12 protein-coding genes are annotated in these 12862 nt (G+C 70.2%); 6 read left to right on the top strand and 6 right to left on the bottom strand.

Annotation, left to right across the window (positions count from 1 at the left end):
* The first annotated feature begins 71 nt into the window (after positions 1–71).
* The 5 genes from P8A20_RS00385 (at position 72) to P8A20_RS00405 (ending at position 5114) form a co-directional block, all read left to right on the top strand.
* Positions 72–1517, top strand: coding sequence for a hypothetical protein (locus P8A20_RS00385; RefSeq protein WP_147964465.1), 1446 nt, complete (start codon positions 72–74; stop codon positions 1515–1517).
* A gap of 90 nt (positions 1518–1607) precedes the next feature.
* Positions 1608–2873, top strand: coding sequence for an ABC transporter substrate-binding protein (locus P8A20_RS00390; protein WP_306102614.1), 1266 nt, complete (start codon positions 1608–1610; stop codon positions 2871–2873).
* A 2-nt stretch (positions 2874–2875) separates the two neighbouring features.
* The gene (locus P8A20_RS00395) at positions 2876–3787 is read left to right on the top strand and encodes a carbohydrate ABC transporter permease (RefSeq protein ID WP_147964463.1); all 912 of its coding nucleotides are present in this window, start codon (positions 2876–2878) and stop codon (positions 3785–3787) included.
* Entirely contained in the window at positions 3784–4626 is an 843-nt protein-coding gene (locus tag P8A20_RS00400; RefSeq protein WP_306102615.1) for a carbohydrate ABC transporter permease, read from the top strand. Before P8A20_RS00395 ends, P8A20_RS00400 begins: the two co-directional genes overlap by 4 nt.
* Before the next feature lie 146 nt (positions 4627–4772).
* Complete coding sequence (locus P8A20_RS00405; protein WP_306102616.1) at positions 4773–5114, top strand: L-rhamnose mutarotase; 342 nt, start codon at positions 4773–4775, stop codon at positions 5112–5114.
* Positions 5115–5364: 250 nt separating this feature from the next.
* Here P8A20_RS00405 and P8A20_RS00410 read toward each other — a convergent pair whose 3' ends face one another.
* Positions 5365–6114, bottom strand: coding sequence for a FadR/GntR family transcriptional regulator (locus tag P8A20_RS00410; RefSeq protein WP_187282270.1), 750 nt, complete (start codon positions 6112–6114; stop codon positions 5365–5367).
* A gap of 507 nt (positions 6115–6621) precedes the next feature.
* On the opposite strand from P8A20_RS00410, the gene P8A20_RS00415 reads away from it, so the two are divergent.
* On the top strand, positions 6622–7281 hold the full coding sequence (locus P8A20_RS00415; RefSeq protein ID WP_306102617.1) for a ThuA domain-containing protein: 660 nt from the start codon (positions 6622–6624) through the stop codon (positions 7279–7281).
* A gap of 82 nt (positions 7282–7363) precedes the next feature.
* Here the strand turns inward: P8A20_RS00415 and P8A20_RS00420 are convergent, their stop codons facing one another.
* From P8A20_RS00420 to P8A20_RS00440, 5 genes are all read right to left on the bottom strand, one after another.
* Positions 7364–8404 carry a LacI family DNA-binding transcriptional regulator gene (locus P8A20_RS00420; protein WP_261988848.1) on the bottom strand — a complete coding sequence of 347 codons (1041 nt, stop codon included), beginning with the start codon at positions 8402–8404 and terminating at the stop codon, positions 7364–7366.
* A 74-nt stretch (positions 8405–8478) separates the two neighbouring features.
* On the bottom strand, positions 8479–9651 hold the full coding sequence (locus P8A20_RS00425; RefSeq protein ID WP_147961595.1) for a fumarylacetoacetate hydrolase family protein: 1173 nt from the start codon (positions 9649–9651) through the stop codon (positions 8479–8481).
* A gap of 10 nt (positions 9652–9661) precedes the next feature.
* On the bottom strand, positions 9662–10465 hold the full coding sequence (locus P8A20_RS00430; protein ID WP_147961594.1) for an enoyl-CoA hydratase/isomerase family protein: 804 nt from the start codon (positions 10463–10465) through the stop codon (positions 9662–9664).
* Positions 10462–11559, bottom strand: coding sequence for an extracellular solute-binding protein (locus tag P8A20_RS00435; protein WP_147961593.1), 1098 nt, complete (start codon positions 11557–11559; stop codon positions 10462–10464). The genes P8A20_RS00430 and P8A20_RS00435 overlap by 4 nt, the downstream gene beginning before the upstream one ends.
* Entirely contained in the window at positions 11556–12764 is a 1209-nt protein-coding gene (locus P8A20_RS00440; protein ID WP_147961592.1) for a CaiB/BaiF CoA transferase family protein, read from the bottom strand. Before P8A20_RS00440 ends, P8A20_RS00435 begins: the two co-directional genes overlap by 4 nt.
* Positions 12765–12862: the final 98 nt, after the last annotated feature.

Consider the following 12862-nt stretch of genomic DNA (forward strand, 5'->3'; position numbering starts at 1 on the left):
GGACGGACATGAACGTCACAGACTCCGCGCGGGATGCCGCACGGCCGTGCAACCACTACGGATGGAACGCCATGGAACACCGCACAACCGAGCCGGACACGGCCGCACTCGCCGGCTGGCTGCACAGCTGGATCACGGAGGAGGGCGCGGTCAACGGCTTCCACAACCACAGTGTGTGGGGCACGAACCCCTTCACCTTCCTCGACTTCACCAGCGGGCACACCACGTTCGCCGGCCCGGCCGTCGGGGCCCTCGCGCAGGCCCTGGCCGAACAGCCCGACGAGCGGGGCGTCGAGCTGCTGCGGCGACTGGTGCGCTACCAGGCCACGGAGTTCCAGGACGACGGCCAGTACCGGCACATCGGCTTCCAGGTCGGCGAGTCGGCGACCACCGGTCTGATCCACAATGCCGTCGGCAGCCTCGGTGTGCTGCTCGCGCTGAAGCACGCACGTCATCTGCTGCCCGACGACGAGGTGGACGCCGCGCTCGCGGCCGTACGCCGCAATCTCGACGCGTGCGAGATGTACGGGGGCGGCCGGGCAGGCGAGGACGGTACCTGCAACCAGGAGTACGCCCGGGTGTGGGTCAAGCAGCTCTACACGGAGCTGGCCGACGACAGGACCTACGCGGAGCAGATACCCGAGGACCTCGCCACCCTGGTCCGCCTGTTCCACCACCGCGGCGTACCCGACGCGGACAGCTCCGGCACGTTCCGCACCGTGCGGGACCGTGCCGAGGGCGGCATCCTGGAACCGGCCGAGTACTACGGCCTCATGATCGTCCCCCTGGTGCTCGGCTACCGCGCCCAGGGCGATCCGGAGCTGCTGGCCGAGGCGAGGCGGCTGTGCCGGCACGTGGCCCGCTCGGCATGGACCGACGAAACCGGCGCCGTCCGCTACCACCGCTACTGGTACGTCCAGGGCGACCGCGCCCTGAAGACGGACGCGCCCATGCTGATCGCGGGCATGGGCCTGACGCTCTACGGCATCCACGAGGTGCTGGCCGAGGGTCCGGACGCCGAGCTGGAAGCGTTCACCGAGGCGTGCCTGGCCACCTATGCGGGCTACCAGACGCCCGGTGGCTACTTCGCCTCCGCCAGCGGCTGGCACAACGAGGCGGACATCGCACCCAGCACCGCCTGGCACGCCCACGACCTGATGTTCCTGATGGCGCGGCTGGGACCGGGCGACGGCTTCTGGGACAAGACGCTCGCCCCCAGGGACCGGCAGTCGGTACTGATCAGCGACCGCGCCTTCTGGGCCGAGTCCGGCGTCCACTGGTGCGTGCGCTCACCGATGACCGCGGGGGACCTGCACATCTACGGCCGTAAGGACAAGGACACCTTCGCCCGGGAGTTCTTCGCCTGGACCGACCGGGATCCCCTGCCCGAGGACCTGCGGTATCCGGACGCGCTCGAGTTCTTCGTCGCCAACGACGGCATCTACCGCGTCGACGGCGACGGGACACCCACCGACATCACGGCCGTCGGCCCCCTGCCCTACCGGGGGCGGCTGTGACAGCGGAGCACGACCCGTATCCGCACGCCCCGCGGTCCAGCGAACGTTGATCACCAGCTTTCCCTACCCAGGAAAAGAGAGTCGACAATGATGTCTGCCAACCGAGGGAGCAAGGCGCGCGGAGCCGCCCTTGCCGCCGTGGTTCCGCTGCTGCTCCTAGCGGCCTGTTCGTCGGGCTCCGGTACGTCCGGCGGCAAGGACGGCGAGATCCGGATGATGGTCAACCTGACCGACAACCTGGACCGGGCCTACTGGGAGAAGCTGGTCAAGCCGTTCGAGGACGAGTCCGGTCTGAAGGTGAAGATCGAGGGCCCGACGGGCAAGTCCGTCGCCGAGTCCTTCCCCCAGCAACTGGCCGCGGGAACCGCCCCCGATGTCATCCAGTCCATCTTCCCGGACGACGACACGGCTCCGGAACTGGTCGACCTCAGCGGTGAGGCCTGGGCCGAGGGGACCCCGATGTTCGACGCGTACGCCATCGGCGACACGCACTTCGCCGTCGGCGTCGGCACCCAGACCCAGTCGCTCGTCTACTACAACAAGACCGCGTTCGAGAAGGCAGGCATCACCACTGCTCCGACCACCTGGAAGGAGATGACCGCTGATCTGGGCAAGCTCAAGAAGGCCGGCTACACGCCGATGCAGACCGCGGGCGACTACCAGACAGGCCTCCAGCTCCAGCAGATCTACCATCCGACGCTCAACGAGCTCCACCCGAAATGGCAGAGCGCCGTCACGAACCGGAAGCTCACCGTGGGCGAGGCCTACGAGCCCGCCTTCCAGATGTACGCGGACTGGATCGGCTCCGGATACATAGCCAGGAGCGACGCCGGACTCAGCCCCTCGCAGGCGGACGGCAACTTCATCGCCGGCAAGGCCGGTCTCTACACCAACGGCAGCTGGTTCGCCGCCACGCTGGCCAAGGCCGGGAAACTGCCCTTCGAGGTGGGCGTGTTCTCCCCGCCGGTCGCCGACGGCAAGACCTATCCCGGTCCGCAGGGCGCCACCATGGCCAACCCGTACATGGTGCACAAGGGCGCGTCGGACGAGGCCGGCGCGAAGCAACTGGTGGAGTTCCTCGTGACCGACCCGGCGGCCGTCAAGGCGCAGCTCGGCTCCGACGGGGTGTTCCGCCAGGAGTCCGAGGTCGAGCAGACCGGCACCGACGCCCTGATCCAGGGCATTCTCGACCATGCTCCCGCGCTCGTCGCCGTGGGCGAGGGCCAGGGCAACGTCCGGCTGCCGGTGGCGGGCTTCAACCCCAAGTTCACCGAGGTCGCGCAGAGCCTCTACACGGGGGCGAGCCCGGCCGACGCCGCCAAGGCCATCGACCAGTGGACCGACGAGAACCGCTGACCATGGCACGCACACTCCCCTCGAAGCAGCGGCGACGGCGCAGCGCGGGCGTCAGTATCAGCATGGTCGTCCCCGCGGTGCTGATCTACGCCGCACTCCTGGTCGTACCGGTGATCTACGCGTTCTACTACAGCTTCACCGAGTACAACGGATTCCCCACCCGCGTCCCCGAGTTCATCGGGCTGGAGAACTACCGCACCGTCTTCGGTTCCGACGACATGACGGGCACCATGGTGATCACCGCGGTGGTGGCCGTGGTGGGCGCGGTCGCCGTCAACGTCGCTGCGCTCGGCCTCGCGCTGCTGCTGAAGCGCACCGACAGGTTCAACACCTTCGGCCGGGTGGTCATGTTCTACCCGCATGTCCTGAGCGCACTGGTCGTCGGCTTCCTGTGGCAGGCGATCCTCGGGCCCCAGGGTGTGGTCAACACCATGCTGGAGAAGGTCGGAACCGACAGCCTGCCCTTCCTGAGCGATCCGGACTGGGCCCTGTGGTCGATGATCCTCGTCATCGTCTGGTCCCTGTTCGGCGTGCAGTTGATTTTGTATCTCGCGGGGCTCCAGGCCGTGCCGGAGGATCTGCTGGAGGCGGCGAAGCTCGACGGAGCCGGCCGGTGGCAGACCTTCCGCGCCGTCACCTGGCCATCGCTGGCCTCCACGGTGACGGTCGCCGTCATCACCTCGGGCATCTCGCTGCTGAAGACGTACGACGTCGTCGTGTCGCTGACCGGGGGCGGTCCGGCGGGATCGACCAAGACCCTCGCCTATACGATCCTCGCGGTCTCGTTCCCCCAGCGGGACATCGGCCTGGCTTCGGCCCAGGCCGTGCTGCTGATCCTCGCGGCCGCGGTCCTTTCCCTCACGGTCCTCTTCCTGCGCAGGCGCGCCGAGAACGACGCGGAGTCCATCGGATGAAGAAGACACTCACCTCGGCCGCCGCCCTGCGCGTCACGTTCGTCACCCTGGCGTCCCTCTGCATGCTCGTGCCGATGTACCTCCTGGTGGTCAACGCCTTCAAGAGCCAGCGGGAGATCCTCAGCAATCCGTTCACCCTGGACCTCGGCACCGCGACGTTCCAGCACCTCGCGGACGCGTGGAACAACCCCGGCTTCAGCATTCTCAAGGGCTACGGCACCACGCTCGCGCTGGTGCTCTGTGTGAACGCGCTGGCCATGGTGGTGTGCGCGCCCGCGGCCTACGTACTGGCCCGCACACCGAAGCTGGTCTCCCGGCTGCTGCTGTTCTTCTTCATCGCGGGGATGTTCATCCCGACCCAGGTGATCCTGGTGCCGGTCATCTTCGTGCTCCGCGCCGTGGGACTGATGGGCACGATGCCCGGCCTCGTCCTCTTCATGACAGCCACCACCATCCCGTTCACGCTGTTCGTCTTCTTCGGCTACATCCGCGTGCTGCCACGGTCGCTGGACGAGGCCGCGGCCATCGACGGGGCCGGCAAGTACTACACGCTGTGGCGGATCATCGTGCCGCTGATGCGGCCGATCATCGCCACCGTGTTCATCCTGAACGCCCTGAGCGTGTGGAACGACTTCGCCAGTCCGCAGATGATCCTCGGCCCCGGCAGTGACGTCTACACCGTCACCACCGGTGTGTACGCCGCCGTCGGCCAGTACTCGACGGACTACACCAAGGTGTTCCCGACCCTGCTGCTCGCCGTGATCCCCATTCTGGTGATCATCGTCGTGATGCAACGTCACGTCATGAGCGGTCTCGCGGCAGGAGCCGTGAAGGGCTGATCCCCGACGGGAAGGGCCGGCCGGACATCTCCCGGCCGGCCCTCCCGTCCCCCTCCACCCCCGGTCCCGACCGTCCCCGGCCCTTACGCTTGGCCGGCCAAGGCCGTTGGCGGGCCGACCGGCCCGCGTCATGAAGGAGCCCCGCCATGCCCGCCCCCCGTACCCCGCGCCGTGTCGCGTCCGTGATCCGTCTGCATCCGGAACAGGAGGAGAAGTACCGGGAGTTGCACCGGTCGGTTCCGCAGCCGGTTCTGGACACCCTGTCCCGCGCCCACGTCACCTCGTACTCCATCTTCCTGCGCGACCACACGTTGTTCGCCTACTACGAGTACACCGGCGACGACTACGACGCCGACATGGCCGCCATCGCCGCCGACCCGGAGACCCAGCGGTGGTGGACCCTCACCGATCCCTGCCAGCAGCCGCTCGACTCGGCGGAGCCCGGGGAGCGCTGGGTGGACGCGGAGGAGGTCTTCCATCTGGACTGACCAACCGTCCGCCGGCTCCTCCAGGCCACCGGGACGCCGGGACGCCCGGCCACCTGGACGCCTCGAAGCGGACCGGATGCCGCGGCCGGGACGAATCGGCGGAAGCCGACCAAAGGCTCCTCCCTGCCGAGAACCGGGGGGCGACCTGCGCGGATGCTCATGGCCTCCGTCGCCCTTGCACCGGTAGCCGCTGGGCGACACCCGCTCCTCGCGCCGGGGCATCCACCGCACACGGATGCCCCGGCGCAGGTCACTCGCCGGACGTGTCGAGCGGTCGCCGGCGCTCCCAGGAGGACGTGATGTGGTCCCGCATCGCCTCGGCCGCCTCGTCGGCGTCCTGGGCGAGCAGAGCGGCAGCGATCCGTGCGTGCGCCTCGTGCGTCAGCTCGATGTGTTCACGCGTGGGATCGCCGCTGTACTGGGGGTGGCGCACGGCCTTGCCCTGGATGCTCGACACGATGGCCCGCCCGAACGCGTCACGTGACGCGCGGTGGATGATCTCGTGGAACTCGATGTCGGCGCGGGAGTAGGCCTCCGGGTCGCCTCGCAGAGCCGCGAGTTCATCGAGCTTGGCCGAGAGCGCCGCCGCCTGCGTGTCGTCCATGAGGCGGGCGGCGCGTGCGGACATGGCGCACTCGAGGGTCGTGCGGATCTCGGTCAGGTTGTCGAGGAAGACCAGCCGGTCCTTCCGCTGGAAGAGCGCGTCGAGGATCAGGGGGTCGAGCAGACTCCACTGTTCCTGGTCGAGCACGACCGTGCCCCATCCCTGGCGCGTCGCGACGAGACCCTTCTCGGAGAGGGCCATGGTCGCCTCGCGGATGACGGTGCGGCTCACCTCGTACTGTTCACACAGGACACCTGCCGAGGGAAGCGCCGTTCCGGGCGGGTACTCGCCGAGCACGATGGCCGTCGCCAGGCTCTGCACGACGGCGGCGGCGAGGGGCGGCCGACGACGTTGACGGGGGGACACGGCAACGGCGTCCGCGGATGGGTTACTCATCTGGTCAGCGACTCCCAATGTGTGCAGGTGTGCCCGGTCCCCACTGTCCGAGGGTTCAAGGCTAGCGGAACATGCTAAAGTCATCACTCGTATCATAAGTGATGACCAAGGCTTCCGGTCACGCCACCGCCCCGGGGGCGAGAGCACGTCCGGGGCCGGACAGGCCGCCCGCGAAAGGCACTTCGGGCCTGCCCAGCCAGGGTTCCGCGGGCAGGATTCGCCCGTCACCACCGTGCGACACGCTTCGACCGAGGGCGGGGTGCGACGCATGTCACTGGGTTCCGGTCCACGGCCACGACGGAACAGCGGGCCGGGGAACGACGAAGCCGGGCCACCGGGAGACTCGGAGCACTTCGCGTCAGGTTACTCCCCGGTCCCCGATTCGCACTGGAGGAAAGGGAGTTGAGGATCCGGCAGCAATCGGCCGGGCGCGGGTCGGCCCGGCAGCGGCCGGGCGGAACCACCACAGCCGCAGGGAAGACCGACACCGTACGGAGGCAATCCGAAGTGAGTCAGCGCAACGCCCTGGTGGTACGCGGCGGCTGGGAGGGGCACGACCCGGTCGGCTGCACCCGGATGTTCATTCCCCGGCTCGAACGCGCGGGGTTCGACGTATCCGTGGCCGAGGACCTCTCGGTGTACGAGGACGCGGACCTGCTCGCCGCCACCGACCTCGTCGTCCACTCCTGGTCCGGGGGCGAACTGACGCCCCTTCAGGAAAGCACGCTCGTCTCGGCCGTGGAGGCGGGAACGGGTTTCGCCGGCTGGCACGGCGGCGTCATCGGAACGAATGTCGCCGCCGCTCGCTATCTGCGCATGGTGGGGGGACGGTTCCTGTGGCACCCGGACGGGTTCCAGGACTTCACCGTCCGCATCACGGCCCTGCCGGAGCGGGACGGCGAGATCACCCAGGGCATCGAGGACTTCGACGTCCTCACGGAGCACTACTGGGTGCTGACGGACACTCTGAACACGGTGCTGGCCACCTCGGTCCTCTCCCCCGACGGCGGCCAGTGGGACGTGCCGGTCGAGTTCCCCGTCGTGTGGACGCGCCGCTGGGGAGCCGGCCGGGTCTTCGTCTGCACCCTCGGCCACCGCGTCGCGGACCTGGAGGTGCCGCAGACCGCGAAGATGGTCGAACGGGGCCTGGTCTGGGCAGCACGCTGAGCCCCCGGGGGCGGCCGGCCGCCGGTGCGCCGGCCGCCCCCGGGGTTCGGCGGGACCCGCCGGCCCGGGCGTGGCCCCCGCGTCAGGAGCTTGCGCGGGCGACGACCCGGTAGCCCACGTCGCGGTGCGGAACGCCGACCGGGGTGCCGCGCATCCTCTCCAGCAGCAACTCGGCCCCCAGCTCGCCGATGAGGGTGCCGGGCACCGCCACCGTGGTGAGGGACGGGACGAGGTGCCGGGCCAGCTCGAAGTCGCCGAACCCTGCCAGGGCCAGCGTGCCGGGGACGTCGATCCCCCTGCGCACACACGCCTGCAGGGCGCCGGCGGCGAAGACGTCGCTGGAGAACATCACGGCGTCGGAGTCCGGATGCCGTTCCAGCACGAGGTCCAGGAGCGTGACGCCGGTGTCCATGGTGACCGGCTCGGGCCCCGCGTCCACCGTGCGCGGAGCAGTCCCCAGCAGCTCACGGACAGCGGTCGCGTAGCCGTCGAGCCGCTCGGCGGCCCGGGGGTCGCCGGAGGTGTGCCGCCCGGCGAAGGTGATCCTGCGCCGGCCCCGTTCGACGAGGTGCCCGACCATCGCGGCGGCCGCCGCCGCGTTGGAGAAGCCGACCAGGAGGTCCACCGGATCGTCCGACCAGCCCCAGGTCTCCACGACGGGCACGCCCGCGGCCGCCAGCAGGGCACGGGTCCCGGGGGTGTGGTCGGTTCCCACCATGAGCAGTCCGTCCGGCCGCCGTCCGAGGAAACTGCGCAGCACGTCCTCCTCGTGCTCCTGCCGGTAGTCGGTCGTGCCGACGAAGATCTGGTAGCCGTGGGCCGCCAGGGCGGTCGAGAAGGCGTGAACGGTGTCCGCGAAGACCGACGCGTTGATCTGCGGGACCAGGACACCGACCGTGCGGCTGCGGTTCGACGCCAGGTTGCTGGCGGCGAGGTTGGGCACGTAGCCGGTCGCCGCGATGGCCGCTTCGACGTTGGCCCGGGTCCCGTCGGACACCGACCGCGGGTCGCGCACGACCCGGGAGACCGTCTGGGCGGACACCCCGGCAGCCGCCGCCACGTCCGACAGGGTCACCGAACGGGTGGCGGAACGCTTGCGTGGGCGGCGGGGTGGCTGGGTCACATCCGAGACGATATCCATTGCGCCCGCCGCCGCGCCGTCCGCCCGGCCGGTCCGGGCGGACGGCGCGCCCTGCGTCACAGCGCTCCCCGTGCGGCCAGGGAGCGCATCAGATCGGAGATCCCGAAGTTCCACGGCTCGCAGGCATCGCTCGGCCTGATCCGGCTGACGAGTGAACCGAGCCGGGGCGTGGCGATGGTGACCAGGTCTCCGTCGTGATGGGTGAAGCCCTGGCCCGGAGTGTCACGGTCCTCGACGGGGGCGAACATCGTGCCCAGGTAGAGCACCGCACCGTCGGGGTACTGGTGGTGCGGACCGATCAGCTGACCGACCAGGTCCAGTGGATCCCGGCTGATGGCGGACATGGAGGACACCGCGTCGAGTCGGTAGCCTTCCTCTCCCTCGACGGTCAGGGTCACGGCCGCGTTCCGCACGTCGTCCATCCCGAAGGTCTCGTCGAAGAGCCGCACGAACGGCCCCAGGACGGCAGAGGCGTTGTTGTCCTTCGCCTTCGACAACAGGAGTGCCGAACGGCCCTCCACATCACGGAGGTTGATGTCATTCCCGAGAGTCGCGCCCACGACCTTCCCTGCGGAGGAGACGACCATCACCATCTCCGGTTCGGGGTTGTTCCACCGCGAGGTGCGAAGGACCCCGGCATCGGTCGCGGTGCCGACGGCCGCCAGCACGGGGGCCTTGGTGAAGATCTCGGCGTCGGGCCCGATGCCCACCTCCAGGTACTGACTCCACATCCCCCGGGCGACCAGGAGTTCCTTCAGCGCGCCGGCCTCCGCGGAGCCGGGACGCAGGGATGCCGGATCGTCCCCGACAAGTCCGCGTATCCGTTCGCGCACCTCGGCGGCGCCGGAGGCCTCGCCCCGCAGACGTTCCTCGATCACCCGCTCCAGCATGGACACCACGAAGGTCACTCCGGCGGCCTTGACCGCCTGAAGGTCCACGGGGGCGAGCAGCCAGGGACGCGCGGGATCACGTGTCCCGGGGGGTGTGTTGGCCAGCAGTTCGTCGAGTCCGGCGAGGCACTCGCCGTCGGCCGTGCGCAACTGCGCCGCCGGGTCGGGTGTTTCGCAGAGGTCGCGGACGGTCGGGAAGGTCCCCGTCACGTCGTGCACACCGCTCTCGCGGACGGCGACGACGCAGGGACCGGTGCCGGGCTGCCAGACCCGGCCGACCAGGACCCCTTCGGTGCCGTCGTCGGGCAGGGCGGTGGCGGCGTCGGGCCACTGGGTCATGTCGTTCCTCTCAGGCTTTACGGAAGACGGGCGGGCGCTTCTCGGCGAACGCGCGGCGGCCTTCGGCGGCGTCCTCGGTGGCGAAGCAGATGGTCTGCAGGTCCCGTTCGTAGGCGAGAGCCTGGTCCTCGGGCAGATTCCCGGCCGCCCGCAGGTTGATCTTGGCGGTCTCCGCCGCCACGGGGGCCCGGGAGGCGATGACCGTCGCCAGGACCCGGGCACGGCCGAGCAGTTCGCCGGGGCCGACCACCTCGCTGACCAGGTGCCACTCCAGCGCCCGCGCGGCGTCGATGCGGTCGCCGGTGAGCAGCATGAGTGCCGCGTTGCTCGGGCCGGCCGCCCGGCTGAGGAAGGCCGCCATGCCGCCGCCCCCGATCCAGCCGAGTGTGATCTCCGGTGCCCCGAAGGACGCCGTCCGTGAGGCGATCCGGATGTCGCAGGACAGGGCGGTCTCCAGCCCGCCGCCCAGCGCGTAGCCGCCGACGGCCGCGATCGTGGGCGTCCGGGCCTCGCGGATGGCGTCGCAGTAGTCGACGCGGTTACGGAACTCCCACGGTGTGCGGTATCCGTCGAGTTCGCGGATGTCCGATCCGGCGCTGAAGGCGCGCCCGCCCGCTCCGGTCAGGATCACCGCGCGGACGTCGTCCGTGGTGTCGCACCATTGAACGGCCCGGACCAGAGCGCGGGACATCTCGGGGGTCACGGCGTTCAGCTTCTCGGGCCGGTTCAGCGTGAGGGTGGCCACACGGTCGGCGACGTCGAGCAGGACGTGTCCGGTGCCGAGGTCGGGCGGGGTGCTGGTGGTGTCGGTCATGCTCGTCCTGCTTCCTTCGTGGTACGGCTCGCGCGGTAGAGCGCCCGCAGGCGGCCGACCGCCGCCCGGTGGCCGGTCTCGCCGGTCAGGGCGTCCCGGACAACGGCGGAGGCGGCGCTCTGGAAGCCGATGTAGCCGGCATGGCGGGGGCGGACCCACGCCTGTTCACAGGTGGCGGTGGTCCGGCGGTAGAAGTCCGCTGCGACGATCGCCGGGTCGGTCCAGGCGGCGCGTGCGCTCGGCTGCCCGCTGTGCCGGGGCAGGAATCCGCACTGGGCGGAGGGCGACATCAGCCAGCGGATGTGGTCGAGGAGTTCGGAGGTGGGGGTGCAGCGGGAACTGACGGCGAGTCCGGTGCCGCCGAGGGTGGAGCCCGGCCGTCCCCCCGGTCGGGCGGCCGGGGCGTCGGTGAACGTCAGCCGGTCCGCGTAGGTGACGTAGCCGTACACCAGCGGGCAGTGCACCAGGCGGTCGGTGCCTGCCATCAGTTCGAGCAGCCCGATCGGGTTGAGCGTGCGGGTACGGGCGGGTGCGCGGGCGTCGATCCCGGCCATGATGTCCAGGGCGGCGCGTCCCGTCGTGTCGCTGATCAGTTCACCGGGGTCGGCGGCCGGTTCCTCGCCGAGTGCGACCGCGACGGAGGCGAAGGTGAGGAAGGCGTGCGGTCCGGCGAGCGACAGGGCCACCGGCGCGCGGCCCGCGAGGCCGAGCACCTCCTCCCAGGTGGTGGGCGGCTCACCGGCAAGATCGGTGCGGGTCGCGGAGACCTGGGTGGCCGCGTCCAGGGGCAGGGCCCACTGACTGCCGTCCATCGCGTACGAGCGCATGGTGGGTCCGATCGAGCCGGCGCGCCAGCCGTCCAGTTCCTCCCTGCCGAAGAGATCGTCCAGCGGGCGGAGGCAGCCCGAGGCGAGTGCCTCGCCGAGGTGCGGATGGTCCAGCACCACGAGGTCGTAGCGGGCGCAGAGGTCGTCGACGGGATGGGACTCGAAACCCTCCAGCGGCTGGACGGACCAGTGCACGAGGTCGCCGGCCGCCGCGGCAAGGGCGTCGTGGCCGCGCGGGTGGTCCCAGGTCAGTCCGGCGTAGGTCACCGGGTCTCCGCGACGGTGCCGGAGGCGAGCAGCGCCTCGATCTCCTCCTGGCCGAGGCCGGCTTCGGCCAGGATCTCGCGCGAGTGCTGGCCGGTGAGCGGGGCGCCCCGGTCGATCCGGGGCGGCGTGGCGGAAAACCGGTACGGGAACCCGGGCACCTTCACACGGCCCTCGGTGGGGTGGTCGTAGGTGACGAACGTGCCGTTGTGGCGGATCTGCGGGTCGTCGACCAGGTCGGCGTAGCCGTAGACCGGTCCGGCCCAGACGCCCGCGGCCCCGAAGACGTCGAGCCAGTGGCGCGATGTACGGGTAAGGAGCCGGGACGCGGTGCGCGAGAAGATCTCGTCGCGGTGGGTCCAGCCGTGCTCCTCGTCCTCCATGGCCAGGAAGGTGTCCTCGCCGAGGAGTTCGCCGAGTGTCTTCAGCGGCGGGAAGGCGAGGACCACGTAGCCGTCGGCGGTCTCGAACGCACCGTAGGGTGCGCGGATGTAGACGTGCGCGTGCGGTTCGCCGGAGCGGTTCTGCGCCAGGCCCCCCACGGTGTGCACCGACAGTTCCTGCATCTGGAGTGTGGTGACGGCGTCCAGCATGTTCACCGTCACGAGCTGTCCCTCGCCGGTGCGTTCGCGGTGCAGCAGCGCGGCGAGCACCCCCTCGAAGGCGGTGGACGCGGTGACGGCGTCCACGAGGTACTGGCCGGCGGCCTGCGGTGCCTCGCCGGCGCGGCCCGCGGAGAGCATGGCACCGGACATCGCCTGGAGCAGCAGGTCCTGACCGGGGCGCTGGGCGTAGGGACCGTCCTCGCCGTAGCCGGAGATGGAGACGTACACGAGCGACGGGTTGATCTCCGCCAGCGAGGAGTAGTCGACGCCGAGGCGGTCGGCGACGCCGGGACGGTAGTTCTGCAGGAAGACGTCGGCGTCGGCCACGAGCCGGCGGAGCACCTCCTTGCCGTCCGGGTCCTTGAGGTCGACGGCGAGGGATCGCTTGTTGCGGTTCAGCGAGAGGAAGGACACGTTGATCCGGTTCCCGCCCGCACCTCCCGCGGCTGCGTGACGCTGCCACTCCCCGGTGACCGGCTCGATCTTGACCACGTCGGCCCCGAGGTCGCCGAGCCGCTGGGCCGCGAACGGGCCGGCCATGGCGATGGAGCAGTCGAGGACCCGGTACCCGGTGAGTATCCCGGGCTTGTCAGGCGTCGTCATGGGACTCCTTGAAAGGGGAGGGAGGCGAGGAGGAGGGAGGGAAGGGAACTCGCCGCGCCATCGCCGCATTTGTTGTTCCGAGCACTGTTGTTAGCGCT

The organism is Streptomyces sp. Alt3 (genome assembly GCF_030719215.1).
In the GTDB taxonomy this organism is placed as follows: Bacteria; Actinomycetota; Actinomycetes; order Streptomycetales; family Streptomycetaceae; genus Streptomyces; species Streptomyces glycanivorans.